The following is a 25,729-nucleotide window of genomic DNA, read 5'->3' as shown; positions in this document are numbered from 1 at the left end:
GGTCGTGCTCAGATCGGCTGGGATAGGATGCGTGCGGAAGGCGCAGATGGGGACGAGTACCGCCGCACGCAGCCAGAAGCGACCCGGAGATGGTGGAAGCCCGGGGGTGTGCGTGGCGGGAAGATCACCCCGGAGCCGTCGGAAGAAAGGCCGCCAGGCCGAGTAGACCCGACCACACCTGAACGAGAGGGCCGTTATCGGCCAAGGAGGGTGGTACCGCGGGGCCCACGGCCTCGTCCCTCCGGCGGAGCTTCACCACACGCGCCGACGGAGGAACGATGTACCGCAGCGTACCGACCCAGGTCGATCTGCCCGAGCTCGATCACGAGGTCCTGCACTTCTGGCACGCCAACAGCATCTTCGCGCGCAGCCTCGAGCAGTCCGAGGGCCGCCCGCAGTGGGTCTTCTACGAGGGACCGCCGACCGCCAACGGCATGCCCGGCGCCCACCACATCGAGGCCCGGGTGTTCAAGGACGTCTTCCCGCGCTACAAGACCATGAAGGGGTTCCACGTCGCCCGCAAGGCCGGCTGGGACTGCCACGGTCTCCCCGTGGAGCTGGCCGTCGAGCGTGAGCTCGGCTTCTCCGGCAAGCAGGACATCGAGAAGTTCGGCATCGCGGAGTTCAACGCCCGCTGCCGCGAATCGGTCACCCGGCACACCGACGCGTTCGCCGAGCTCACCGAGCGCATGGGCTACTGGGTCGACATGGACGACGCCTACCGGACCATGGACCCGGAGTACATCGAGTCCGTCTGGTGGTCGTTGAAGCAGATCTTCGACAAGGGCCTGCTGGTCGAGGACTTCCGAGTCGCGCCGTGGTGCCCGCGCGACGAGACCGGCCTCTCCGACCACGAGGTCGCCCAGGGCTACGAGACGGTCGTCGACCCGTCGGTCTTCGTCCGCTTCCCGCTCACCTCCGGCCCGCTGGCCGACCGGGCCGCGCTGCTGGTCTGGACCACCACCCCGTGGACCCTGCCGTCGAACGTCGCGGTCGCGGTGCACCCCGACGTGCGGTACGTGGTGGCCACCGACGGCAACGAGCAGCTCGTGGTGGCCGAGCCGCTGCTGGCGTACGCGCTCGGCGACGGGTGGGAGCTGACCGGCGAGTCGTTCACGGGCAAGGAACTCGAGCGGTGGACCTACCGGGCGCCCTTCGACCTGGTCGAGGTCCCCGACGCGCACATCGTGATCCTCGCGTCGTACGTGACCACGGACAGCGGCACCGGGCTGGTCCACCAGGCGCCCGCCTTCGGCGCGGACGACCTGGCCAACAGCCGGGCGTACGGCCTGCCGATGGTGAACCCGGTGCAGTCCAACGGCCGGTTCTCCCCGGAGGTACCGCTGGTCGGCGGGCTCTTCTTCAAGGAGGCCGACCGGCCGCTGATCGAGGATCTGCAGGCGCGGGGCTTGCTCTTCCGCAACCAGCCGTACGAGCACAGCTACCCGCACTGCTGGCGCTGCCACACCGCGCTGATCTACTACGCCCAGCCGTCCTGGTACGTGCGGACCACCGCCGTCCGGGACGCGCTGCTGCGCGAGAACGAGCGCACCACCTGGCACCCCGCGACGGTCAAGTACGGCCGCTACGGCGACTGGCTCAACAACAACGTCGACTGGGCGCTGTCCCGCCGTCGCTACTGGGGCACCCCCCTGCCCATCTGGCGCTGCGCGAACGAGCACCTGACCTGCGTCGGCTCGCTGGCGGAGCTGGGCGAGCTGACCGGCTCCGACCTGAGCAACCTCGACCCGCACCGGCCGTTCATCGACGACGTCACCTTCGGCTGCCACTGTGGTCAGACCGCCCGCCGGGTGCCCGACGTCATCGACGCCTGGTACGACTCGGGCTCCATGCCGTTCGCGCAGTTCGGCTACCCGCACCGCAACGCCGAGCTCTTCGCCGAGCGCTACCCGGCCCAGTTCATCTCCGAAGCCATCGACCAGACGCGCGGCTGGTTCTACACGCTGATGGCCATCGGCACGCTGGTCTTCGACAAGTCGTCGTACGAGAACGTGGTCTGCCTCGGCCACATCCTGGCCGAGGACGGCCGCAAGATGTCCAAGCACCTGGGCAACATCCTGGAACCGATCCCGCTGATGGACCAGCACGGCGCGGACGCGGTGCGCTGGTTCATGGCCGCCGTCGGCTCGCCCTGGTCGGCGCGACGAGTCGGGCACACCGCGCTCCAGGAGGTGGTCCGCAAGATCCTGCTGACCTACTGGAACACGGCCGCCTTCCAGTCCCTCTACGGCCGTACCGCCAACTGGACCCCGTCGGCCGCCGACCCGGCGCCGGCGGACCGGCCGGTGCTGGACCGGTGGGTGCTCTCCGAGCTGAACACGCTGGTCCAGCAGGTCGACGCCGCGATGGCCGCGTTCGACACGCACCAGGCGGGACGGCTGCTCGCCACCTTCATCGACGACCTGTCGAACTGGTACGTCCGGCGCAGCCGGCGGCGCTTCTGGCGGGGCGACCGCGCGGCGCTCGCCACCCTGCACGAGGCACTGACCACCGTCACCCTGCTGCTGGCGCCGCTCACCCCGTTCGTCACCGAGCGGGTCTGGCAGGACATGGTCGTGCCGGTCGCCCCGACGCTGCCGGAGTCGGTGCACCTGGCCGCGTACCCGGAGGTCGACGAGTCGCTGATCGACCCGGCCCTGTCCCGGCAGATGGCGCTCGCCCGACGGCTGGTCGAGCTGGGCCGGGCCGCCCGGGCCGACTCCGGGATGAAGGTCCGCCAGCCGCTGTCCCGAGCGCTGGCCTCCGCCAACGGGTTCGAGGAGCTGTCGCCGGAGCTGCTGGCCGAGATCGCCGCCGAGCTGAACGTCGGCTCGGTCGAGCCGGTGGGCGGCGGGGGCGGTTCGCTGGTGGACACCACCGCCAAGGCCAACTTCCGTACCCTCGGCAAGCGCTTCGGCAAGGGGGTGCAGCAGGTGGCCAAGGCGATCGCGGCCGCCGACGCCGCCGCGCTGCGGGACTCGCTGCGCGACACCGGCTCGGCCACGGTCCTCCTCGACGGCGAGCCGGTGACGCTCGGCCCGGACGAGGTGGTCGTGGTGGAGACGCCGCGGGAGGGCTGGGCGGTGGCCAGCGACGCGGGCGCGACCCTGGCGCTGGACCTGCACCTGACTCCGGAGCTGCGCCGGGCCGGGGTGGCCCGGGACGCGATCCGGCAGATCCAGGAGGCGCGCAAGAGCAGCGGCCTGGAGGTGACCGACCGGATCGAGCTGCGCTACCGGACGGAGCGGGAGGAGACCGCGCTCGCCCTCACCGAGCACCGTGACCTGGTGACCGACGAGGTGCTGGCGACCGACTGCGCGGAGGGCGAAGCGTCCTGGCCGGACGCCCAGCCGTTCACCGACGAGTCGCTCGGCCTGACCTTCTGGCTCCGGAAGGCCTGACTCCGGTGCCGCCCCGGGCCACCACGGCCCGGGGCGGCGAACAGGTCAATCCGCCGCCCGGACCCGCGCCGCGACCGCCCGCGCCGACCGCTGATGGGCGGCGGCCTCGTCGTCCCGACCGAGCGCGGCGGCGAGGTCGGCCAGGTACCGGGCCACCGGGCCGAGGCTGAGCACCCCGCTGCCCGCCCCGGCCAGCTCGCCGGCCGCGGGCAGCAGCTCGGCGTACGCGTACGCCATGGCGGTCCGGTCACCGGCGGCGAGCGCGGCGCGGGCGATGAGGCAGGCGCGGGCCTCCCGGAGCAGGTCGTACGGTGACTCCGGAAGAGCGCGCAGCGCGGCGACCGTCTCGTCGCGGTGGCCGGCGGCGGCCAGGGTCAGCGGGCGGACCCACGGCGCGTGCGGCCCCCAGTCCTCTTCGTCGGAGACCTCCGGCACCGCCGTCGGCGGCGTGTCGGCGAGCCGCAGCGACAGCAGGGCGAACGGCAGCAGGCCCTGCTCCATGCCGGGCATCCCGCCGGCCGGCATGCGCGCGTGCGCCCGCCGGTAGGCGACATCCGCCTCGGCCGATCGCCCGGCGAGGGCGAGACGCAGGGCCGCGTACCAACCGGTGAAGACGCCCACCAGCGGCAGGTCGTGCCGCTCGGCGAGCCGATCGGCGGCGACCGCGTGGGCGTCCGCGGCGCCGAGGTCGGCGAGCGCCCCGTGCGCCTGCATCAGCACGAGATGCCCGAGCACCTCGAACGTCACCAGCTCGTGCCCGGCGGCCAGGTCGACCAGCTCCGCCCCGAGCCGGGCGCGCTCGGCCGCGAGTCCGCTGCGCGGGAAGCTGTGCATGAACCGGGCGTTGAGGGCGAACGCCAGCAGGGCCGGATCACCCAGCCGCCGGGCCAGGGCCTCCGCCTCCACCGCCGCGCGGCGTCCCCGGTCGGTACGGGTGCCGCGCAACTCCAGCGCCGTCGTGCTCAACAGGCGGCTGCGTAGCTCCGCGCCGTCCTCGCCGACCGCGGTCAGCGCGTGCTCGGCCGCCCGGACGATGCGGCCGGAGAGCGCCTCGTCGTCGTTGCGGGGCCAGATCGCCGGCACGTCGAAGGCGGTGAGCACGGTCGCGAGGAGCGCCGGATCGTCGAGCCGCTCGGCCGCGTCGATTCCCTCCTCCCGATAGCGACGGGTGCGGTCCAGGTGCCCGGTGACGGCGAGCGCCCGGCCGAGCCCCATCACCGCCGTCAGCCTGGCCCGGACGTCACCGCCGCCGGCCCGGTCGTGGGCGTCGACCGCCTGCTGCCAGAGCCGGGCCGCCTGATGGGGGTGGGCCCGGCGTTCGGCCTGCTCGGCGGCGAGCCCGGCATAACGGGCCGCGCGCGCGGCGGTGGCCCTGCCCGCCCGTCCGAAGTGGTGGGCGAGGGCGACGAGGTCGCCGGGGTGCAGCCGTTCGATCGCCGCGCCGGCCGCCCGGTGCCAGTGGGCCCGGCGCAGCGCGGACAGGTCGCCGTAGAGGGTGTCGCGGACCAGGATGTGGGTGAACCGCAGCCCGCCGTCGGCCTGCTCGCTGAGGAATCCGGCCCGCAACGCTTCGTCCAGCGCGTCGAGCGTCGCGGTGTCGCCGCTTGCCAGTGCGGCGAGCACCTCCGGGTCGACGTCCCGGCCGAGCACCGCGGCCTGCCGCAGCCCCTCCTGCGCCGCCGGGGACAGCCGGGCGAGCCGGTGCCGGATGACGTCGCGCACCCCGGCGGGCACCCGCTCCAACGCCGCGTCGCCCTCGGTGGCGAGCAGCCGGGCCAGCTCGCGGACGAAGAACGGGTTGCCTCCGCTGCGGCGGTGGATCAGCCGCACCGCGGACGGGTCCAGGTCTCGCCCGACGAGGGCCCGGGCCAGGTCGCCCGTCGCCGCCTCGGCGAGTCCGCCGAGGTAGACCCGGAGCGGTTCGAGCCGGGCGATCCGGGCCAGCGCACCGGTCAACTCGGGGGTGATCTCCGTGGCGCGGTAGGTCCCGACGAGCAGCACCGGACCGGTCACCGGCGCCGGCTCGGTGAAGAGCGCGGTCAGCAGGTCCAGGGTGCCCTGGTCCGCCCGGTGCAGATCATCGAGCACCACCAGCACCGGCGCCCGTCCGGCCACCGCGGAGAGCTGCGCCGCAGCGGCACGGTGCAACCGGAAGCGGCCCATCGCCGGGTCGGCCTCGGCCCGGTCCGCCGGTTCCCCGGCCCCCGGCGGGGCGATCCCCGTCGTTGCGGCCAGCTCGTCGGCGACCTGCCGCCACGGCCAGGCCACCGGGGCGCCGTCGTACTCCGGGCTGCGGCCCCACACCGTCGTCCAGCCGGCCGCTGCCAGCCGGCCGGTCAGCGCCTCGGCGAGCGCCGACTTGCCGGCCCCCGCGTCCCCGGAGAGCAGGACGAGCGTCGGGGTGCCCAGCTCGGCCGTCCGGTCGGCCGCAGCCCGCAGGCTGCGCAGCTCCGCGTCCCGGCCGACGAACGCCCGCGCCGAGCCGCCGGGTGACGGTGCCGGGCCGCCGGGTGTCGGTGCCGGGGCGGCGGGTGACGGTGCCGGGGCGGCGGGCGCGGCGTCCCCGGCGGGCGCCCCGCTCACCGCCGTCGGCGCGGCCGGGCCGGCGAGGTGCGGGGCCTGGGCGAGGATGTCGGCCTCCAGGTCCCGCAGCCGGGGACCGGGGTCGACGCCCAGCTCCGCCACCAGCGTCTCCCGGGCTCGGCGCAGTGCGGCCAGCGCGTCGCCCTGCCGGTCGCTCCGGTAGAGGGCGAGCGCCAGCAACCGCCAGGCGTCCTCCCGCAGGGGTTGATCGGCGGCCAGCGCCCGCAGCTCGGCGATGGCCTCGGCGGGCCGGCCCAGCGCCAACAGCGCCTCAGCCCGCCGCTGCACGGCCAGCATCCGCAACTCGTCCAGCCGGTCGATCTCCCCGCGGGCCCAGCTCTGGCCGGCGTACTCGGCAAAGGCGGGGCCGCGCCAGAGGGCGAGCGCAGCGTCGAGACGCGCCAGCGCCGGCTCCGCCGCCCCGGCGGTCAGCAGCTCGCCCGACTCGCCGACCGCCGCTTCGAACCGCCAGGCGTCCACGGCGTCCCGCGCCGGCTGCAGCGCGTACCCGGGCGGCTCGGTGATCAGCAGCCGAGCCGGCTGGCGGGGTGGCCGTTCCGGTTCCAGGGCCCGACGCAGATCGGCGACGAAGGTGCGGATGGCGGCCACCGCAGCGTCCGGCGGTTCGTCCCACAGGTCGTCGACGAGCCGGTCGACCGGCACCACCCGACCCCGGGCGGCCAGCAGCCGGGCCAGCACCGCACGCTGGCGCGCACCCCGCAGCGGCACCGGGCCACCGCCGGCGACGGCCCGCACCGGGCCGAGTACGCCGAAGGTCACCGCCTCCTGCCCGGTCATCTCCCCAATCTAGGCAACCGCCGGCCGTGGCCGGCGGGCCCGTCCGGCACTCATCCGGTGCTGATCCGCTGCTCATCACCGCCGAGCAGGCTCGACGGCGTACACCGGGCGAGGGGCGCGACGCCCCGGCGCCTGGGCCGACGTCACCAGGAAAGGTCTTCTCGTGGAACCCACAATCAAGGGCTTCGACTACCGGCGCGTCACCGTCGCCGACGGCGTCACGCTCAACGCGGCCGTGGGCGGTTCCGGCCCCGCCGTCGTGTTGCTGCACGGCTTCCCGCAGACGCACCTCATGTGGCGGCACGTCGCCGCCGACCTCGCCGCCGACCACACCGTGATCTGCCCCGACCTACGCGGCTACGGCGCCAGCGACAAGCCCGCCGACACCGACGGCGCCCGGTACGCCAAGCGGACGATGGCCGCCGACGTGGTCGCGCTGGCCCGGGCGCTGGGACACGAACGCTTCGCCCTGGTCGGGCACGACCGCGGCGCCCTGGTCGCCGTCCGGGCCGGTCTCGATCACCCGCAGGCGGTCACCCACCTCGCCGCGCTCGACGTGCTGCCCACCCTCGACATGTGGGACGTCCTGCACGGCACCACCGCCGCGGTCGGCTTTCACCTCTACCTGATGGCCCAGCCGCCCGGCCTGCCCGAGCAGCTGATCAGCGCGAGCGCGGACGCCTTCTTCGGGTACTTCCTCGACGCGTGGACCCAGGACCGGGAGGCCATCCCGGCCGAGGTGCGAGCCGCGTACCTGGCGGCGTCCCGCGCGGCGGTCACCTCGATCGTGGCCGACTACCGGGCCTCCGCCGGCATCGACGTCGAGCACGACCGGGCCGATCGCGCGGCCGGGAACCAGCTGCGGATGCCGGTGACCGTCCTCCAGCAGGACTGGGGCGCGGCGCTCGGCTACGACGCCGCCGCGCTGTGGCGGGCGTGGGCGCCGGAGCTGACCCACCGCACCGTCTCCTGCGGCCACTTCATGGCCGAGGAGGCGCCGGCCGAGGTCGTCGCGGCGCTGCGCGCCCTGCTCGCCCGCTGACGGGACGCGGCGAGCCCACCCGCTGCGGGTTCGGTGGGAGAGAATTCCCGAGGGCTGTCGATCCTGGCCGGTCCCGTTCGTCGTCAGCCGTACGGCAACCAGAGAACGACGACAGGAGTCGGACATGAAGTACATGATGCTGATCTACGCCGGGTCCACGGACGCGGCGCCGACGTGCACCTTCGAGGACTGGGTGGCCTACGACAAGGACGTGCAGGAGGCGGGCATCTTCGTCGCCGGGCACTCGCTGGCCGATCTCACCACCGCCACCACGGTCCGGGTCGACCCGTCCGGCGAGCGGACCGTCACCGACGGCCCGTTCGCCGAGACCCGGGAGGTCCTCGGCGGCTACTACGTGATCGACGTGCCGAACCTCGACGTCGCCCTGGACTGGGCCGCCCGGTGTCCCGGTGCGCGTGACGGCGGGACGATGGAGGTGCGGCCGGTCGCCGAGTTCGAGGGATGACCGGGACGGACGGGCAGCCCGCCGGCACCCGCGCCTGCGTGGAGGCGGTGTTCCGGGAGGAGCGCGGCCGGCTGCTCGCCGCCCTGGTGCACCGCTTCGGCGACCTCGACCTGGCCGAGGACGTCGCCTCCGAGGCGATCGAGGCGGCCCTGACGCACTGGCCCGTCGACGGCGTACCGACCCGGCCCGGCGCCTGGCTGCTCACCACGGCCCGGCGCCGGGCCGTCGACCGGCTCCGGCGCGACCAGGCGTACGCCGCCCGGCTCGCCATCCTCCAGGCGGAGGCGGACCGGGCCGGGCCGGCCGCGCCCACGGACGCCGACGGCGGGCTCCCCGACGAGCGGCTGCGGCTCTTCTTCACCTGCGCCCATCCGGCGCTGCCGGCGGCGGACCGCGGGGCCCTGACCCTGCGTTACCTCGCCGGCCTGACCACGCCCGAGGTCGCCCGGGCCTACCTCGTCCCGACCGCGACGATGGCACAGCGGCTGGTCCGGGCCAAGAAGAAGATTCGCGAGGCCCGCATCCCGTTCCGGGTTCCCGAGCCGGACGAGCTGCCCGCGCGGTTGGCCGGCGTGCTCCAGGCGGTGTACTCGGTCTTCACCGAGGGCTACGCGGCCAGCTCCGGCCCGCACCTGCAGCGCCACGATCTCGCCGAGGAGGCCATCCGGCTGGCCCGGATCCTGCGCCGGCTGCTCCCCGGCGAGCGCGAGGTGGCCGGCCTGCTCGGACTGATGCTGCTGGTGCACGCCCGGCGGGACGCCCGGATCGACCCGACCGGCGAGCTGGTGCTCCTCGACGCGCAGGACCGCACCCGCTGGGACCGCCCGATGATCGAGGAGGGGCAGGGCCTCGTGCTCGCCGCGCTGACCGGCGGCCCACCCGGCCCGTACGGGGTGCAGGCCGCGATCGCCGCGCTGCACGACGAGGCCACCGACGAGGCCTCCACCGACTGGCCGCAGGTGGTGGCGCTCTACGACGTACTGCTCGCGCTGACGCCGTCGCCGGTGGTGGCCCTGAACCGGGCGGCGGCGGTGGCCATGCGGGACGGCCCGCAGGCCGGTCTGGCGCTGCTCGACGAGCTGGCCGGCGAGCCGCAGCTGCGCGGCTACCACCCGTACCCGGCGGCCCGGGCGGACCTGCTGCACCGGCTGGGCCGGCTGCCGGAGGCGGCGGCGGCCTACCGGGAGGCGCTCGACCTGGCCGGCACCGAGCCGGAGCGGGCCCACCTGCGCCGCCGGTTGGCCGCGATCGAGGATGCCGGCGGACCCAGCTCGCCCGGCGACTGACCGGGAATGTCAGCCCGCCACCGCGCGGGAGCGCTCCTCGGCGACCAGCTCACGGGTGGCCGGCGCGACCTCGGCGGCGAAGAGTTCGATCGCGGCCGGGTCGTCGCTGCCCAGGATGAAGGCACTTACCCCGTGCTCCAGGGCCAGCCCGGCGAGGTCCTCCGCCCACTGCTCGGGCGGGCCGTTGAGCAGCGATCGGCCGGTCGGCGCGAACTGGCCGCCGACGTTGAGCAGCCGCCGGATCTGAGCGGGCTCCCGACCCGCCGCCACGGCGGACTCGTCGATCTGTTCGTTCATCGTGGCCAGGTCGCCCGGCCCGCCGGGCAGGTACTGCAGGGACGGCAGCCAGCCGTCGCCCACCCGGCCGGTCAGCCGGAGCATCCGCGGCTTGTACGCCCCGATCCAGACGTTCACCTGGTGGGCCGGCGCGGGCCCGCGCTTGGCGCCGTTGACCCGGTAGTACTCGCCGTCGACGCGGACTCCGCCCGGCTTGTCGGCCGCCCACACCTCACGCATGATCCGGATCGCCTCGTCGAGCGCGGTGATCGCCTGGCCGGCGGCGAGCCGCCGCCCGCCCATCGCCTCGATGGCCTCCCAGAACGCCCCCGCGCCGATGCCGAGTTCGAACCGGCCGCCGCTGAGCAGGTCCAGGCTCGCCGCGCTGCGGGCCAGCACCGCCGGCTGTCGCAGCGGCAGGTTGAGCACGTTCCCGCTGAGGTGGACGCGTTCGGTGCGGGCGGCCACGTAGCTCAGCAGGGTCCAGGTGTCGTGGAACCGGGGCTGATAGGGGTGGTCCTGGAAGGTGACCAGGTCCAGCCCCGCGCGGTCGGCCAGCACCGCCAGGTCGACCGCGTGCCGGGCGGGCTGCGCGGTGGGCGTGACGAAGGTGCCGAACAGCAGATCGTGTCCGTAGTCGCTCATGGCGTCGTCCTCGATGCGGTGTCGGGTGTGATGGCGAAGTTGTCACGGAAGAGCTGGTCCGGGTCGTAGCGCGCCTTCAGCTCGCGGAGCCGGGCCAGCGTGCGGGGCGGAAACGCGTCGGCGAGCCGCTCCGGGCGCTGGTCGGTCTCGAAGCTGAGGTAGGTGCCGCGCAGCTGCCCGGCGAAGAGGTCGTCCCAGAGGGCGTCGAGCCGGCCGCGGTGCCGCCCGAACGCGCTGACGTGGAAGTTGACCCCGCGGTGGCTCCACGCCATCGCGTCGGGGTCGACGTCGGTGACCGCGCCGCCGACCGAACGGATGTGGAAGAAATACACCACGCCGCTGGCCAGCAGACGGTTGGCGGCTGCCGCGAAGGCGGGCGTGAGGTGCTCGACGAAGCCGGTACGGGAGATCGGCTCCCCCTGCCCGTGGTGCGGGCCGTCGCTCGCGTTGGCCATCACCGAGGCGTACGAGGTGATGACCACCTGCTGGTCGTAGCCGGGGGCGATGTCCGCGACGGGCTGGAGCTGCCCGACGATCGTCGCCGGGTCGTCCGAGTCGACCATCGCCATCACCTGCGCCACCTGCGGCTGGCCGATGCGGGGCGGGCCCATGAGAAGCGCGCTGGTCAGGTCGCGCGGCGCGGCCTCCACCGCGGCGCCCCAGCGGACCAGCAGCTCCGGGTCGCTGGCGTCCAGCGCGAACTGCGCCCAGCCGACCGGCCCGACCTCGTCGACCTCGAACTCGAACGCGGTCACCACCCCGAAGTTGGCGCCGGCGCCGCGTACCGCCCAGAACAGGTCGGGGTTCTCGGTGTCGCTGGCGCGGACCTGGGTGCCGTCGGCGAGGACCAGCTCGACCGCGCGCAGGTGGTCGATGGTCAGGCCGTGCTTGCGCGCCAGCCAGCCGACGCCGCCGGCGGTGGCCAGCCCGCCGACGCCGACGCCGCCGTAGTCGCCGGAGGTGAGCGCCCAGCCGTACGGGGCCAGCGCCGCCGCGACCTGCATCCACCGCGCGCCGGGGCCGATGCGTACCCGACGGGTGGCCTCGTCGAGCACCTCGATCTCGTTCATCCGGCCGACGTAGATCACGAGGCCGCCGTCGTTGGTGGACCGGCCGCTGATGCCGTGACCGCCGCTGCGGATGCCCAACGGCAGGTCCCGGTGCGCGCGGGCGAAGGCGAGCGCGTCGGCCACCTCGGCCGGGGTGCCTGGTTGCAGAATCAGGCCGGGCGCGCCGCCGCGCATGTAGTTCGACTTCACCTGGGAGTAGCCGACGTCGCCGGGCTCCACCGCGCTGTCGACCAGGGACGGCGGCACCTCGTCGTAGGCGATGCCCGGGCGCCGCTTGGCGCGGACGGTGACGCTGCGCCGCGCGGTGGTCGGCAGCGGGGCCGGCAGCCGCCGGTCGACGGCCTCGCGCAGCGCCGGGGCGACCTCCTGGGCGAACCGGGTCATGGTCGCGTCGTCGTCGGTCATCAGGATCAGGGTGCCGACGCCGTCCTCGACGACCAGCGGCAGCAGGTCCTCGACCCAGCTGGCGGCCGGCCCGTGCAGGAGGCCCTGCCGGGTCGGCGCGAACCGGCCGGAGATGTTCAGCAGCCGCCGGATCTCCGCCGGGTCACGCCCCGCCTCCCGGGCCGCCTCGTCAATGATCTTGTTGCCGGCCCGGAGGGCGTCGGGCTCGACCGGGCCGAGCGTGGGCAGCCACCCGTCGGCCTTCGCGCCGACCAGCCGCAGCATCCGCGGCCTGCGCGCGCCGAGCCAGATCGGGATGTGGTGGGCCGGCAGCGGGCCGCGCTCGGCACCGTCGAGCCGGTGGTGCTCGCCGGGATAGCTGGCCGGCGTCGGGTCGTCGGCCGCCAGCAGGGCGCGGATGACGTCGATCGCCTCGCCGAGCGCGTCGACCGACTCGCGCGGGGTCAGCCGCCGGCCGCCCATCGCCTCGATCGCCTGCCAGAACGCGCCGGCGCCGAGGGCGAGGTCCAGCCGGCCGTCGGAGAGCAGGTCCAGACTTGCGGCGGAGCGGGCCAGCACGGCCGGCGCCCGCAGCGGCACGTTCAGCACGTTCGCGGCCAACCGGATTCGTTCGGTCCTGCCGGCGACCCAGGACAGCAGCGTCCAGGTGTCCAGGAACGCCGGCTGGTACGGGTGGTCCTGGAAGGTGACCAGGTCGTAGCCGAGTTCCTCGCTGCGCCGGGCGAGCGCCACCGGCGTCTCGGGTGACGCGTTCGTCGGCGTGACGAACGTGCCGAATTCGAGGCGGTGGCCATAGTTACCTGACACGAACTCTCCCAAAGGTTGATGCGTCAACCAGTGTACGACGCGCGGCGCGCGGGCCGGTGTGAGGCCGCTCATGCTCGACGGCGGAGCCGATTTCCCGCGCTGGTTCGCGTCCGAACGCGAACTACGCTGGTCGGATGGGTCATTCCGAAGGCCGGCTCGATGAGCGGGAGCAGCAGGTGTGGCGCACCTTCCACCGGATGCGCAATCAGCTCGCGCTGGCCCTGGGCCAGTCCCTCCAACAGGACTCGGGCATCTCCGAGTCCGACTTCGAGGTGCTCGCCGCGCTCGCCGACGCCCCGGACCAGACCATGCGGGCCCGGGCGCTCCGAACCGAGCTGCACTGGGAGAAGAGCCGCCTCGCCCACCAGATCCGCCGGATGGAACAACGCGGCCTGGTCGCCCGGGAGGTCTGCGTCGACGACCAACGCGCGCCGCTGGTCCGGCTGACCGAGACCGGGCGGGACACCATCCGATCGGCTGCGCCGGCCCACGCCGCCCGGGTACGCGAGCTGTTCCTCGACGCGCTCACCCCCGACCAGCTCGACGCTCTGCACCAGGCCAACGCCAAGGTGCTGGCCCGGCTGCACCGGAACTGTCCGGCGGAAACGCCGTGACCGCCGCGCCGGGCCTACACTCCCCGCATGGGACGACCGGCGTGACCAGCGGACTGCCGCCTTCGGCGCCGTACGGGCACGTCTGCTGGGTTTATGACGATCAGGCCGGGTTCGACCGGCAGGCCCGTGCGTTCCTCACCGCCGGCCTCGCCCCCGGCGAACGGCTCTGGTACGTCACCGCCGGGCGACCCGAACCGGTTCTCGCCCAGCTCTCCACCGCACCGGCGCTGCGCGACGCGCTGGCCCGTGGGGTCGCCCAGGTGGTGCCGCTGGACGGGACGTACCGCGCCGGGACGGTCGTGGACGGCCCGGCGCAGGTGCGGGCGTACGCCGCCGCCACCGACGCCGCCCTCGCCGCCGGCTACCGAGGGCTGCGGGTGGTCGCCGAGGCGACCCCGCTGGTGCGCAGCCCCGCCCAGCTGGACGCGTTCACCCGCTACGAGCACCAGGTCGACCGCTACATGCGGACCCGGCCCTTCTCCGCAATGTGTGGCTACGACCGGCGGGAGCTGGGCTCCCAGGTCGTCGCGGAGCTGGCCTGCCTGCATCCGGAGACGAACGCGGCCGAGGCGCCGTTCCAGCTCTACGCGTGCGACCCGGCCGACGACCGCGCCGGGCTCGCCGGCGAGCTGGACCGCAGCGGTCACGACCTGCTCCGCACCGCGCTGGAGCGGGCCGACCTGCGGCCGCTCGACGGACGGCTGGTGGTGGAGGCGCCCCGGCTGCGCTTCATCGACCACCGCGCCCTGCTGATGCTGCGCGACTACGCCCGGCGGCGCGGCGCCACCCTGGTGCTCCGCTCCCCGCACGCCGGCCTGGCCCGCCTCGCGGCGCTGCTCAACCTGTCCGGGCTGCAGGTGGAGCTGGCGCGATGAGGACGGGCGCGGCCGCCGGGCACCACGGCTACCTGCACGAAGCGATCCGCTACGACTCGGACGACGAGCTGCTCGCGGTCGTGGTGCCGTTCCTGCTCGGCGGGGTCGAGGCCGGCGAGCCGACGTTCGTCTCCCTCGGCGACCGCACCGGTCGGCTGGTCCGGGCCGCCCTGCCCGCCGACTCGGGCGTCGAGTTCCTGCCCGGCGGCGACGTGTACGCCCGACCCACCGCCGCGATCCGCTCCTACCGGGAGTTGCTGGCTGCTCAGGTGGCCGCCGGGGCCGGCCAGATCCGGATCATCGGCGAGCTGCCCCGGATCGCGCTCGGCGTGACGTGGGACTGGTGGGCCCGGTACGAGTCGGCGATCAACCACGCGTACGACGACTTCCCGCTCTGGAGCATGTGCGCGTACGACACCCGGATCACCCCGCCGGCGGTGCTCGACGAGGTAGCCCGCACCCATCCCCGGTTCGCCACCCCGGACGGCGGGCACCCGCTCAGCCCGACCTACCTGGAGCCGACGGTCTACCTGCGCGAACACCGCGCCGCGCCGGCCGACCCGCTGCAGGCCACCCCACCACTGGTGGAGCTGACCGACCCGACGGCGGCGCAGGCCCGCGCCGCGGTGCACGACGCCGACCCCGGCGTGCTGCCCGCGGACGACCTGGACGACCTGGTCGTCGCGGTCAGCGAGATTGTCACCAACGCACTGCGGCACGGGCGTCCTCCGGTCCGGCTGCGCCTCTGGGTCGGCGCCGACCGGATCGTGGTGACGGTGAGCGACGGCGGGGACGGCCCGAAGGACCCGTTCGCGGGGCTGCTCCCGGCGGGCAACGGCGCGACCGGCGGCCTCGGGCTCTGGATCACCTACCAGTCCTGCAACCACGTGAGCCTGCACCGGGGCGGCGACGGCTTCACCCTCCGGCTCGTCGCCGGCAACCCCGACCCCGCCAGCTGACCCACCGGGAACACGCGCACCCGTGGGCGGGGCGACCTCGTGCACGCCTCCCGCCACCGGGTCGACTACCCGCCCGCTGGTCGGGTAGTCGTCGCCGGGCCACCGCCGCCGCCGGAAGGAGGAGAGCGTGGTGTCCAGCGCTGCTCCTGTCGGAGCTGACCCGAGCGTGCCGCCCATCGACTCGTACGCGTTCCTCTCCGACACCCACACCACCGCCCTGCTCGGCGCGGACGGTGCGGTCGAGTGGTTCTGCGTCCCGCACGCCGAGGGGACGCGGTCTTCGCCCGGCTGCTCGACCGGCGGATGGGCGGAGTGTTCTCGCTCTCCGTGGCCGGCTGCCCGCAGCCGGTCCGCCGCTACCTGCCCGACACCCTGGTGCTGGAGAGCCGGTACGCCGGACCGACCGGCACCGCGGTCGGGCAGGACTTCCTCGCCGTCAGCCCCGGCGATCCGGAGCGGCCGATCCGGGCGGAGCAGCTGCTGGTCCGGCGGGTGACGGTCGAGCGCGGCACGGTACGGCTGGCGGTGCGCGTGCAGCCGCGCCCCGGGCACGGCGCGGAAGCCGCCGAGTGGGCGTCCGTCGACGGCGGCTGGCGGGCCCACGGCGTCCCGCTCGACGTGCGTTCCACCCTGCCGCTCGTGGTCGACGGCGGTGCGCTGCGCGGCGAGGTCGAGCTGACCGAGGGGGCCAGCGCCACCGTGCTGCTCGGCTACGGCGACCGGTCCGGCTGGCCCGGGCCGTCGGCCGGGTCCCGGAAGGATGCCCCGGAGCGGCTGCTCGAGCGGACCTGCGCCACCTGGCAGGACTGGTCGGGCCGCAGCGACTACACGGGCTTCGGGGCGGGCGCGGTGCGGCACAGCGCGCTGGTGCTGCGCGGCCTCTCGTTCGACGAGACGGGCGCGCTGCTGGCCGCCCCGACGACGTCACTGCCCGAGGAGATCGGCGGGGTACGCAACTGGGACTACCGCTTCACCTGGCACCGGGACGCGGCGCTGTTGCTGCTCGCCCTGTTCCGGCTCGGGCACGCCGAGGAGGGCCGGCGCTACCTGCGCTTCCTGCTCGACGTCTGCGCCGAGGCCGGTGCCGGGGAGATCCTGGCGCCGCTGGTCGGCGTCCGGGGCGTCACGACCGAGGAACGGGTGCTGCCGCACCTGTCCGGCTACGCCGACTCGTCGCCGGTCCGGATCGGTAACGAGGCGGCCGAGCAGGTGCAGTTCGACACGTACGGGCACGTGCTGGACGCGGCGTACGCGTACCAGGAGCTGACCGGTGAGCTGACCGCCGACCAGTGGCGGATGCTGTGCCGGCACGTCGACACCATCGCCGACCGGTGGCGGGAACCGGACCACGGCATCTGGGAGATCCGTGGTCCACGCCGGCACTACGTCAACGCCAAGGTGATGACCTGGGTCTGCCTGGACCGGGGCATCCGCCTCGCCGAGCTGCTCGGCGATCGTGGCGCGCCGGTGTCGCGGTGGGCTGAGGCCCGGGACGCGCTGCACGCCGAGATCTGCGAGCGCGGCTTCGACCCGGAGCTGGGCAGCTTCGTTCTGGCGTACGGGTCGCGCGAGCTGGACGCCTCCCTGCTGCGCATTCCGGTGGTCGGCTTCCTGCCCGGCGACGACCCCCGGGTCACCGGCACCATCGACCGGATCCGCGACGGGCTCGGCGTCGCTCCCGGCCTGCTGCGGCGCTACGTCGTCGACGACGGGCTGCCCGGCGAGGAGGGCGCGTTCCTGCTCTGCTGCTTCGACCTGGTCTCCGCGCTGGTGCTCGCCGGGCGTCGGAACGAGGCCCGGCGGCTCTTCGATCGGCTCCGCGGGTACGCCGGCCCGCTCGGCCTCTACGCCGAACAGCGCGTCGCCGACGGCACCGCGCTGGGCAACTACCCGCAGGCGTTCACCCACCTGGCGCTGATCGAGGCCGCGCTCAACCTGGACGCCACCCTGAGGGACCCCGCCACTGACCGGGACACCCTGCACGCCTGGGCCGACCAGCGCCGGCACGGCTGAACCGCGCCGGACAGGGGTCGTCAACGGCGCGTCAAGAAAGCCCGGTCCACCGTCAAATCGCCGTATCGGGACCTGGGTCGCCGCTCACCGCTCGCCACCATGGCGATATGACGTCACGACGGATGGGGCGGCGGGATCGCGGGCAGGTGCCGGCGAGTACCGGATACCCGCCCGCGCGGCAGACCGACGGCCCCGCCGCCGGTCCGCCGACCGCGTCCCCGCCCCCCACCACAGCCGGCGAGCCGGAGCGGCGGCACGAGGTGCTGGTCGGCGTCCGGCTGACCACCGCCACGCCCGGCCGCCACCTGCTGGACTACCTGCGGGCCGAGCCATGCGCGGTGGACGCGTGGTGGATCGCGGCCGACCTCGACGCCGTCGTCCGGCTCTCCGCCAACAGCCTGACCGTGCTGCACCGCGCCGTGGCCGACCTACGGCGGCGCGGTGGCGCCGAGGTCGTCGTCACGCACAGCATCCTGCGCCCGCTCGACCTCTCGGGCGGCGCCGAACCATCGGCCAGCACCGTCGCGGTGCGCGTGCCGTCACCGGCATGAGCCGCCCGAGGGTCGCCGCCCGCATCGTGGTCGGCGTCGACCGGTCCTTCGCCGGGCTGGCGGCGCTGCGCACCGCGGTGCGGTTGGCTGAGCGTGACGGCGCGCCCGTGTACGCGGTGCGGGCCTGGACGTTCGTGCCGCTCTGGCGCCCCGGCACCATGCCGAGGCTCTGGCAGGACGAGTTCGCCCGGGCGGCCCGCGGTTACGTACGGGAGGCCTTCGACGCGGCCTTCGGCGGCGTACCCCGGGACGTGTCCGTGCGGGTCGTGGCCGAACAGGGCTACGCCGGCCAGGTGCTGGTCGACCACGCCTCGCGCCCGACGGACCTCCTCGTGGTGGGCAGCCCTCGTCGGGGCCGGTTCGGCACGGGAGGCGGGCACGTCACCCGGCACTGCATCGCCCGGTCGAGCGTTCCGGTGATCGCGGTGCCCGCACCGGCTTGGGCCCGCGCCGACGCGATCCGCCGCGTCGGCCGCGATCTCGAACGGTTCTCCCGATGACCGGGCACCACTGCCCGGACCGATCGAAATCCTCAAGGAAAGGCAACATGATGGACGAGGTGCCGGATACCTGGGTCGTCCCGGTGCGTGAGGTGCCCGGACGACAGGTGATGACGGTGCGAACCGCCCGGCTCCCACACGGGCAGCGGGTCGGCCTGGCCTTCACCGGACCGGAGAAGCTCGCCAGCGCGATGGGCGCGGACCAGCCGTGGACCCGGCTCTGCGAGTCGGCCCTGCGGGCCATGCTGAAGCCGCTGGGCATCGACCGCATCCAGCTCGACCCGCTGCTGGTCGCACCCCCGGTCGCACCGGAGGCGCCCACTCCGACGGAGACGCCCACCGCGCCGGTGCCGCGCCGGCCGGCCGCCGAACTCGCCGGCACCCGGCAGGCCTGACGTGGCGAGCCACCTCACCATGCTGCCCCCGTCCGACCCGGTCGATTCGGTCTCGGCCGGGTCGGAGGAGACCGAGGTGACCGTCGAGATCTCCGTGGTCGTACGGGCCGCCGGCCCGGCCACCGAGGCCGCCCGGGCGCTGGTCGAACGGATCTCCGCGGTCGTCGCCGGCGCTGCCCCACCCGGCGAGCCGCCGGCCCGGGCGCGGGTCACCCTCGACGCACCGGAGGCGCTCGCCGGCCGCTGGCCGCGCCGCCTGCGGGTCGCCCCCGACCCCGCCGGGACCGGCCTGGTGCTCCGACCGGTACGCCGGACCGCCCTGCTGGACGGGGCTCCGCTGACGATGCCCCGCCGCGAGTACGACTTGCTGCTCTTCCTGGCCCGCCATCCGTACCAGGCACTGACCCGGGGTCAGCTGCTGCACGACGTCTGGGGCTACGAGGCCTGCCTCGGCGCGCGCACAGTCGACGTGCACGTCCGCCGGATCCGGCAGAGGCTCGCCGACCGGGGACCGGTCATCACCACCGTGCACGGCGTCGGTTACCGCCTCGACGGCACCGAGCGGCTGCACGTCACCGCCGACTGACGCCTGCCAACGCCACGCCCGTGACGCCGGTCGGGGGATCCCCCGACCGGCGTCACGGGCGGTAGCGATAGCCCATTCCGGGCTCGGTGATCAGGTGCCGGGGGCGGGCCGGGTCGTCCTCCAGCTTGCGGCGCAGCTGAGCCAGGTACTGGCGCAGGTAGTTGCTCTCGTTCTGGTACTCCGGCCCCCACACGTCGTGCAGCAGCTGCCGCTGGCTGACCAGCTTGCCGGGGTTGCGCAGCAGCTTCTCCAGCACGGCCCACTGGATCGGGGTCAGCTTCACCTCGGTCCCGTCGTCCCGGGTGACGGTGTGGTCGGCGAGGTCGACGGTGTGCTGGCCGATCCGCAGGGCGGCGGTGGCGTCGGTGGGGGCGCTCAACCGCCGGGTGACCGCCCGGATCCGGGCGAGCAGCTCCTCGACTCCGAACGGCTTGGTGACGTAGTCGTCCGCACCCGCGTCGAGCGCGTCGACCTTGTCCTCGCTGCCGGCCCGACCGGAGAGCACGATGATCGGCACGGTGGTCCAGCCGCGCAGGCCCCGGATCACCTCGACCCCGTCCATGTCCGGCAGGCCGAGGTCGAGGACGACCAGGTCGGGCGGATGGCTGGCGGCGGCCCTGAGCGCGCCGGCGCCGGTGTCGGCGACCTCGACGTCGTACCGGCGGGCGCGCAGGTTGATCCGCAGGGCGCGCAGGATCTGCGGCTCGTCGTCGACGACCAGAATTCGCGTCACTCCTGTGGTCCCTCCACCAGGTTTTCGCTGACGGCCGGCAGCCGCAGCACCATCGTCAGTCCACCACCCGGGGTGGTCTCCGGGGTGAGGCTGCCCCCCATCGCCTCGGCGAGCCCACGGGAGAGCGCCAGGCCGAGCCCGACCCCGGTCTGGTTGTCCCGGTCGCCGAGCCGCTGGAAGGGCAGGAAGACGTGCTCCCACTTGTCCTCGGGGATGCCCGGGCCGGTGTCGATGATCCGCAGCTCGACCTGACCGGCGTGGGCGCTCGCGGTCACCGTCGGCGGCTGACCGGGCGGGCTGTACCGCAGCGCGTTGGCGATGATGTTCACCAGCACCCGCTCCAGCAGCCCGGGGTCGGCGGAGACGGCGGGCAGGTCGGCCGGGATGTCGGTGGCGACCCCGGCGGCCTGGGGTTCGAGCTCGTCCAGGGCCCGGGGCACCGCGTCCTCCAGACCGATCGTGGCCGGGGTGAGGCCGAGCACGCCGGCCTGGAGCCGGCTCATGTCGAGCAGGTTGGCGACCAGCCGCGCCAGCCGGTCCAGCGACTCCTCGGCGGTGGCCAGCAGCTCCGCCCGGTCCTCCTCGTCGAACTCGACGTCCGGGCTGCGCAGGCTGGTCACCGCCGCCTTCGCCGACGCGAGCGGGGTACGCAGGTCGTGGCTGACCGCGGCGAGCAGCGCGGTGCGCATCCGGTCGGCCTCGGCGAGCGGCCGGGCGGTGGCCGCCTCCTCTGCCAGCCGCTCCTGCCGCAGCGCGACTGCGGCCTGGGCGGCGAACGCCTCGACCAGTCGACGGTCGGCCGCCTCCAGCCGGCGTCCGCAGAGCACGATGGTGATCCGTTCGTCGACCGGTACCGCCGTCTCGCCGCTGTCCGGGGTGGTGGCCGGCTGGTCGCCGACGCTGGCCACCACGCACCAGGAACCCTCCTCCCGGGCCCGGGCCGGTCGGCCGGCTGCCTCCTCGACGAGCTCCAGCACGCTGACCGAGCGCAGCCCGAACGTCTCCCGCAGCTGGTCGAGCAGCGCGATCAGCGGCCGTCCGCCGCGCAGCACCCCACCGGCCACGGCGGCCAGGGTCTGGGCGTCGGCCGCGGCGCGGGCCGCCTCCCGGGTACGCCGCGCGGCGAGGTCCACGATCCAGCTGACCGCGAGGGCCACGCCGACGAAGACCACCAGGGCGAGCAGATTCTCCGGTTCGGCGATGGTGAGCGTGTGGAAGGGCGGGGTGAAGAACCAGTTGATCAGCAACGTCCCGCCGAGAGCGGCGACCAGGGCCGGCCAGAGCCCGCCGACCAGCGCGACCACCACCACCCCGGCGAGGAAGAGCAGGATGTCACTGGCCAGGGTGAGGTCGGGAAGCACCGTCAGCAGCAGGGTCAGCAGCGGCATGCCGACCAGGGCGAGGGCGAAGCCGAACAGCCGCCGACGCCGGGAGAGCGCCGCCGCCGGCACGGCAGCGGCACGCCGGCCCCGGCCCGCCTCGGTGTGGGTGACCAGGTGCACGTCGATGCTGCCGGAGAGCGCGGTGGTGGTCACCCCGACGCCACGGGAGAGGAGCTGGGCGAACCGGCCGCGGCGGCTCGCGCCGAGCACCAGCTGGGTGGCGTTGACCCCGCGGGCGAAATCGAGCAGTGCCGCCGGCACGTCGGTGCCGAGGACCTGGTGGTACGTGCCGCCGAGGCTCTCCACCAGCACCCGCTGCCGGGCGAGCTGCGCCGGGTCGGCGCCGGCGAGGCCGTCGCTGCGGGCCACGTGCACGGCGAGCAGGTCGGCGCCCTTGCTGCGGGCGGCGATCCGGGCCGCCCGGCGGATCAGGGTCTCTCCCTCGGGGCCGCCGGTGAGCGCGACCACCACCCGCTCGCGGGCCTCCCAGGTCTCGGCGATGCCCTCCTGGCTGCGGTAGCGGCCGAGCTGCTCGTCGACCTTGTCGGCCAGCCAGAGCAGCGCCAGTTCGCGCAGCGCGGTGAGGTTGCCGACCCGGAAGTAGTTGCCGAGCGCCGCGTCGATCTTGTCGGGGCGGTAGATGTTGCCGTGCGCCATCCGACGCCGCAGCGCCTCCGGAGTCATGTCGACCAGCTCGACCTGCTCGGCGCCGCGGACGATCTCGTCCGGCACGGTCTCCCGTTGGGTGGTGCCGGTGATCTGGGCGACCACGTCGTTGACCGACTCGAGGTGCTGCACGTTGACCGTGGAGAGCACGTCGATGCCGGCGTCGAGCAGCTCCTGGACGTCCTGCCACCGCTTGGCGTTGCGGGAGCCGGGCACGTTGGTGTGCGCCAGCTCGTCGACCACGGCGACCTGGGGTCGGCGGGCCAGGACCGCGTCGAGGTCCATCTCGGCGAACTCGGCGCCGCGGTAGTCCATGGTGCGGCGGGGAACCTGCTCCAGGTCGCCGAGCATCGCCGCGGTGTGCTTGCGGCCGTGCGTCTCGACCAACCCGATCACCACGTCGGTGCCCCGCTCGGCCCGGCGGTGGGCCTCCTCCAGCATGGCGTACGTCTTGCCGACGCCGGGGGCGGCGCCCAGGTAGATGCGGAGTTCTCCTCGTGGCACGGGACCATCCTCTCCTCCTCGGCCGGCCCGCTGGGGCGGCCACGGCACGGGGCGAGACCACCGGTGGTGGCCTCGCCCCGTGCGTTCGGTGTGTCAGCGGGCCGGGAACTCCCGGTCCAGGGCCAGGTTGAGCTCGAGGACGTTCACTCCGGGCTCCCCCATGAAGCCGAGCGCCCGGCTGCTGGTGTGCGCGTCGACCAGGCGGCGGACCGCCGTCGCGTCGGCGCCACGCTCACGCGCGACCCGGTTCACCTGCAGCTCGGCGTACGCCGGGCTGATCTGCGGGTCGAGGCCACTGCCGCTGGCGGTGACCGCGTCGGCGGGCACCGCGGGCTCGGCGGGGGCGTCGCCGCGGATCGGGGTGACGATCCCGCCCTCGGCCACGTAGTCCTGCCCCGGCTGGGCCAACTCCACCGACACGCCCTCGAAGGTGGCGAGGAACGGGGTGGCCGGGGCGGTCTGGTTGACGCTGACCACCCGGGTCGGCGTGCCGGTGAACCCGTCGGCGCGGAACACCGCGAGCACCGCGCCGACGCCGTCGGCGGTGCAGAACGGGCGAGCGCCGTCCACGCCGTTGAGCTCGCCGACCGCCTTGCTCCGCTCGCAGACCTGGGTGAGCAGGCTCTGCGTCGACTCCTCGGGGTCGGTGGCGATCGTGTCCACCACGCTCTCCGGGCCGAGGTTGCTGGCCGCGGTGGCGGTGGGGTCGTAGCCGTCACCGGCGGCCGACGGGCGGCTCTGGAAGTAGCGCGCGACCGGGTTGCCGTCGGCGTCGGTGAACGACTGCCCGATCAGGCTGCTGCCGACGGTCTGTCCACCGACGCTGACCAGGGACCCGTCCGCCTTGCCGGCGAGACCGGGGATCTGGCCGACGGCGACCAGCGCGAGCGGGTAGGCCAGGCCGAGCAGGACGGTGAAGACGAGCAGGGCCCGTAGGGCAGCGAGGTGCTGGGCGAGCCAGTTTGGTAGGCGCATCACGAGATCCCTGGGATGAACTGGATGATCAGGTCAATGATCTTGATTCCGATGAACGGCACGACGAGGCCGCCCAGGCCGTACAGCCACAGGTTGCGGCTGAGCAGCTTCGACGCGCTCGCCGGCCGGTACCGCACGCCGCGCAGGGCGAGCGGGATCAGCACGACGATGATGATCGCGTTGAAGATGACCGCGGAGAGGATCGCCGACTCCGGGCTGGACAGTCGCATGATGTTCAGCGCGTCCAGGCTCGGGTAGAGGCCGGCGAACATGGCCGGGATGATCGCGAAGTACTTCGCGACGTCGTTGGCGATGGAGAAGGTGGTCAACGCGCCCCGGGTGATCAGCAACTGCTTGCCGATCTCGACGATCTCGATGAGCTTCGTCGGGTCCGAGTCGAGGTCGACCATGTTGCCGGCCTCCTTCGCGGCCGACGTGCCGGTGTTCATCGCCACGCCGACGTCGGCCTGGGCCAGCGCCGGAGCGTCGTTGGTGCCGTCACCGGTCATCGCCACCAGCCGGCCACCCTGCTGCTCCTTCTTGATCAGGGCGAGCTTGTCCTCCGGGGTGGCCTCGGCGAGGAAGTCGTCCACCCCGGCCTCGTCGGCGATCGCCTTCGCGGTACGCGGGTTGTCGCCGGTGATCATCACGGTCCGGATGCCCATCCGGCGCATCTCGTCGAAGCGCTCGCGCATTCCGGACTTGACCACGTCCTTGAGGTGGATGACACCGAGTGCCCGGGCGGGCTGACCGTCCACGTGCTCGGCGACCACCAGCGGGGTGCCGCCGGTGCCGCTGATCGCGTCCACCAGGTCGCCGACCTGATCGGTCGGGTGGCCGCCGTTGTCGCGTACCCACTTCATCACCGCGGCCGCGGCGCCCTTGCGGATCCGGCGGACGCCGCCGTCGACGCTCTCCGCGCCGAGGTCGACGCCGCTCATCCGGGTCTGCGCGGTGAACGGCACGAAGGTGGCGTGCGGCATCACGCCCGGCTCGCGCTCGCGCAGCCCGTACTCGTTCTTGGCCAGCACCACCACCGAGCGCCCCTCCGGGGTCTCGTCGGCCAGGCTGGAGAGCTGCGCGGCGTCCGCGACCTCCCCGGCGGTGACTCCCTCGACCGGCAGGAACTCGGCGGCCTGCCGGTTGCCGAGGGTGATTGTGCCGGTCTTGTCCAGCAGCAGGGTGTTCACGTCGCCGGCCGCCTCGACCGCGCGTCCGCTCACCGCGAGCACGTTGCGCTGCACCAGGCGGTCCATGCCGGCGATGCCGATCGCCGAGAGCAGCGCGCCGATGGTGGTCGGGATCAGGCAGACCAGCAGGGAGACCAGCACCACGCCGGTGACGCCGGAGTCGGTGATCGCACCGGTGTCCGGCGCGGCGGCCTGGTACGCCTTCGAGAAGATCGCCAACGGCTGGAGGGTGACCACCGCGAGCAGGAAGATGACCGTGAGCGCGGCGAGCAGGATGTTCAGCGCGATCTCGTTCGGCGTCTTCTGCCGGTTGGCGCCCTCGACCAGGGCGATCATCCGGTCGATGAAGCTCTCCCCGGGCTTCTGGGTGATCTTCACGACGATCCGGTCGGAGAGCACCCTGGTGCCGCCGGTGACCGCGCTGCGGTCGCCGCCGGACTCCCGGATCACCGGCGCGGACTCACCGGTGATGGCCGACTCGTCGACGCTGGCGATGCCCTCGACGACGTCACCGTCGCCCGGGATGGTGCCGCCCGCCTCGACCAGGACGATGTCGCCCTGCTTCAGCTCTGGCGCGGGCACCGCCTCGTCCGAGTATCGGTTGGCCGGCATGCCGGGCGCCCAGCCGATCAGCCGGGTGGCGATGGTGTCCCGCTTGGCCTGGCGCAGGGTGGCCGCCTGGGCCTTGCCCCGGCCCTCCGCGACGGCCTCAGCCAGGTTGGCGAAGAGCACGGTCAGCCAGAGCCAGACGGTGATGGCCCAGGCGAACACGGACGGGTCGGCGACCGCGAGCACGGTGGTGAAGACGGCGCCGATCTCGACGATCAGCATCACCGGGTTGCGCCACAGCGTGCGCGGGTCGAGCTTGCGCAGCGCGTCCGGCAGGGACCGGAACAGCTGCTGCGGGTCGAGCAGGCCCCCGCCGACCCGGTTGCCCTGGGTGGCCGGGGTGCCCGCGGTCGGCTGTTCGCCGGCCTCGGATGTCACCGACGTGACGGACATGTTCT

The 25,729-nt window shown here is 74.1% G+C and carries 19 protein-coding genes; 12 read left to right on the top strand and 7 right to left on the bottom strand.

The features are described 5' to 3' along the window. The first annotated feature begins 278 nt into the window (after window positions 1-278). Window positions 279-3,401, top strand: coding sequence for an isoleucine--tRNA ligase (ileS, locus tag ACIBBA_RS05865; RefSeq protein ID WP_396694162.1), 3,123 nt, complete (start codon window positions 279-281; stop codon window positions 3,399-3,401). A gap of 45 nt (window positions 3,402-3,446) precedes the next feature. On the opposite strand, the gene ACIBBA_RS05860 is transcribed toward ileS, so the two are convergent. Further along, complete coding sequence (locus tag ACIBBA_RS05860) at window positions 3,447-6,782, bottom strand: BTAD domain-containing putative transcriptional regulator (RefSeq protein ID WP_396694160.1); 3,336 nt, start codon at window positions 6,780-6,782, stop codon at window positions 3,447-3,449. Between the two features lie 163 nt (window positions 6,783-6,945). On the opposite strand from ACIBBA_RS05860, the gene ACIBBA_RS05855 reads away from it, so the two are divergent. The 3 genes from ACIBBA_RS05855 (at window position 6,946) to ACIBBA_RS05845 (ending at window position 9,576) form a co-directional block, all read left to right on the top strand. Then, on the top strand, window positions 6,946-7,824 hold the full coding sequence (locus ACIBBA_RS05855) for an alpha/beta fold hydrolase (protein WP_396694158.1): 879 nt from the start codon (window positions 6,946-6,948) through the stop codon (window positions 7,822-7,824). 124 nt (window positions 7,825-7,948) lie between these two features. Further along, a complete protein-coding gene (locus tag ACIBBA_RS05850; protein WP_396694156.1) occupies window positions 7,949-8,290 on the top strand; it encodes a YciI family protein in 342 nt (113 codons plus the stop codon). Further along, window positions 8,287-9,576 (top strand): RNA polymerase sigma factor, encoded by a 1,290-nt coding sequence (locus ACIBBA_RS05845; protein ID WP_396694154.1) that lies wholly within the window; start codon window positions 8,287-8,289, stop codon window positions 9,574-9,576. Before ACIBBA_RS05850 ends, ACIBBA_RS05845 begins: the two co-directional genes overlap by 4 nt. A 9-nt stretch (window positions 9,577-9,585) precedes the next feature. Here the strand turns inward: ACIBBA_RS05845 and ACIBBA_RS05840 are convergent, their stop codons facing one another. Then, window positions 9,586-10,497: an LLM class flavin-dependent oxidoreductase gene (locus tag ACIBBA_RS05840; RefSeq protein WP_396694152.1), complete on the bottom strand. Its 912-nt coding sequence runs from the start codon at window positions 10,495-10,497 to the stop codon at window positions 9,586-9,588. Further along, entirely contained in the window at window positions 10,494-12,779 is a 2,286-nt protein-coding gene (locus tag ACIBBA_RS05835) for an LLM class flavin-dependent oxidoreductase (protein WP_396694150.1), read from the bottom strand. The genes ACIBBA_RS05840 and ACIBBA_RS05835 overlap by 4 nt, the downstream gene beginning before the upstream one ends. 134 nt (window positions 12,780-12,913) lie before the next feature. Between ACIBBA_RS05835 and ACIBBA_RS05830 the strand changes: the two genes are divergently transcribed. The 8 genes from ACIBBA_RS05830 (at window position 12,914) to ACIBBA_RS05795 (ending at window position 19,272) form a co-directional block, all read left to right on the top strand. Continuing rightward, on the top strand, window positions 12,914-13,393 hold the full coding sequence (locus ACIBBA_RS05830; RefSeq protein WP_396694148.1) for a MarR family winged helix-turn-helix transcriptional regulator: 480 nt from the start codon (window positions 12,914-12,916) through the stop codon (window positions 13,391-13,393). Between the two features lie 41 nt (window positions 13,394-13,434). Further along, a complete protein-coding gene (locus tag ACIBBA_RS05825) occupies window positions 13,435-14,268 on the top strand; it encodes an MEDS domain-containing protein (protein ID WP_396694146.1) in 834 nt (277 codons plus the stop codon). Then, window positions 14,265-15,227, top strand: a complete 963-nt coding sequence (locus ACIBBA_RS05820; RefSeq protein WP_396694144.1) for an anti-sigma factor RsbA family regulatory protein — start codon at window positions 14,265-14,267, stop codon at window positions 15,225-15,227. Before ACIBBA_RS05825 ends, ACIBBA_RS05820 begins: the two co-directional genes overlap by 4 nt. A gap of 243 nt (window positions 15,228-15,470) precedes the next feature. After that, window positions 15,471-17,240 carry a glycoside hydrolase family 15 protein gene (locus ACIBBA_RS05815; protein ID WP_396694142.1) on the top strand — a complete coding sequence of 590 codons (1,770 nt, stop codon included), beginning with the start codon at window positions 15,471-15,473 and terminating at the stop codon, window positions 17,238-17,240. A gap of 107 nt (window positions 17,241-17,347) precedes the next feature. Further along, window positions 17,348-17,791, top strand: coding sequence for a hypothetical protein (locus ACIBBA_RS05810; protein WP_396694140.1), 444 nt, complete (start codon window positions 17,348-17,350; stop codon window positions 17,789-17,791). Continuing rightward, on the top strand, window positions 17,788-18,291 hold the full coding sequence (locus ACIBBA_RS05805) for a universal stress protein (protein ID WP_396694138.1): 504 nt from the start codon (window positions 17,788-17,790) through the stop codon (window positions 18,289-18,291). The genes ACIBBA_RS05810 and ACIBBA_RS05805 overlap by 4 nt, the downstream gene beginning before the upstream one ends. Before the next feature lie 47 nt (window positions 18,292-18,338). Next, a complete protein-coding gene (locus tag ACIBBA_RS05800; RefSeq protein WP_396694136.1) occupies window positions 18,339-18,686 on the top strand; it encodes an SAV_915 family protein in 348 nt (115 codons plus the stop codon). A 1-nt stretch (window position 18,687) separates the two neighbouring features. Then, a complete protein-coding gene (locus ACIBBA_RS05795) occupies window positions 18,688-19,272 on the top strand; it encodes a winged helix-turn-helix domain-containing protein (protein ID WP_396694134.1) in 585 nt (194 codons plus the stop codon). Between the two features lie 52 nt (window positions 19,273-19,324). Here ACIBBA_RS05795 and ACIBBA_RS05790 read toward each other — a convergent pair whose 3' ends face one another. The 4 genes from ACIBBA_RS05790 to kdpB form a co-directional block, all read right to left on the bottom strand. Next, window positions 19,325-20,005 carry a response regulator gene (locus ACIBBA_RS05790; protein WP_396694132.1) on the bottom strand — a complete coding sequence of 227 codons (681 nt, stop codon included), beginning with the start codon at window positions 20,003-20,005 and terminating at the stop codon, window positions 19,325-19,327. Then, a complete protein-coding gene (locus tag ACIBBA_RS05785; protein WP_396694130.1) occupies window positions 20,002-22,557 on the bottom strand; it encodes a DUF4118 domain-containing protein in 2,556 nt (851 codons plus the stop codon). The genes ACIBBA_RS05790 and ACIBBA_RS05785 overlap by 4 nt, the downstream gene beginning before the upstream one ends. A gap of 93 nt (window positions 22,558-22,650) precedes the next feature. Next, window positions 22,651-23,532, bottom strand: coding sequence for a potassium-transporting ATPase subunit C (locus ACIBBA_RS05780; RefSeq protein WP_396694128.1), 882 nt, complete (start codon window positions 23,530-23,532; stop codon window positions 22,651-22,653). Then, a complete protein-coding gene (gene kdpB, locus ACIBBA_RS05775; RefSeq protein WP_396694126.1) occupies window positions 23,532-25,724 on the bottom strand; it encodes a potassium-transporting ATPase subunit KdpB in 2,193 nt (730 codons plus the stop codon). Before kdpB ends, ACIBBA_RS05780 begins: the two co-directional genes overlap by 1 nt. Window positions 25,725-25,729 lie beyond the last annotated feature (5 nt).

Source organism: Micromonospora sp. NPDC051006 (assembly GCF_044456245.1).
Classification (GTDB): domain Bacteria; phylum Actinomycetota; class Actinomycetes; order Mycobacteriales; family Micromonosporaceae; genus Micromonospora.
The sequence above is the reverse complement of the archived record's forward strand: the minus strand, read 5'-3'. Positions and strand labels throughout refer to the sequence as shown.

Bases quoted from the DNA above. Each gene is read 5' to 3' on its own strand.
- ACIBBA_RS05805 (WP_396694138.1), top strand. From the start codon at position 17,788: ATGAGCCGCCCGAGGGTCGCCGCCCGCATCGTGGTCGGCGTCGACCGG.
- ACIBBA_RS05840 (WP_396694152.1), bottom strand. From the start codon at position 10,497: ATGAGCGACTACGGACACGATCTGCTGTTCGGCACCTTCGTCACGCCC.
- kdpB (WP_396694126.1), bottom strand. From the start codon at position 25,724: ATGTCCGTCACGTCGGTGACATCCGAGGCCGGCGAACAGCCGACCGCG.
- ileS (WP_396694162.1), top strand. From the start codon at position 279: ATGTACCGCAGCGTACCGACCCAGGTCGATCTGCCCGAGCTCGATCAC.
- ACIBBA_RS05800 (WP_396694136.1), top strand. From the start codon at position 18,339: ATGATGGACGAGGTGCCGGATACCTGGGTCGTCCCGGTGCGTGAGGTG.
- ACIBBA_RS05820 (WP_396694144.1), top strand. From the start codon at position 14,265: ATGAGGACGGGCGCGGCCGCCGGGCACCACGGCTACCTGCACGAAGCG.
- ACIBBA_RS05780 (WP_396694128.1), bottom strand. From the start codon at position 23,532: ATGCGCCTACCAAACTGGCTCGCCCAGCACCTCGCTGCCCTACGGGCC.
- ACIBBA_RS05810 (WP_396694140.1), top strand. From the start codon at position 17,348: ATGACGTCACGACGGATGGGGCGGCGGGATCGCGGGCAGGTGCCGGCG.
- ACIBBA_RS05830 (WP_396694148.1), top strand. From the start codon at position 12,914: ATGGGTCATTCCGAAGGCCGGCTCGATGAGCGGGAGCAGCAGGTGTGG.
- ACIBBA_RS05845 (WP_396694154.1), top strand. From the start codon at position 8,287: ATGACCGGGACGGACGGGCAGCCCGCCGGCACCCGCGCCTGCGTGGAG.
- ACIBBA_RS05850 (WP_396694156.1), top strand. From the start codon at position 7,949: ATGAAGTACATGATGCTGATCTACGCCGGGTCCACGGACGCGGCGCCG.
- ACIBBA_RS05860 (WP_396694160.1), bottom strand. From the start codon at position 6,782: ATGACCGGGCAGGAGGCGGTGACCTTCGGCGTACTCGGCCCGGTGCGG.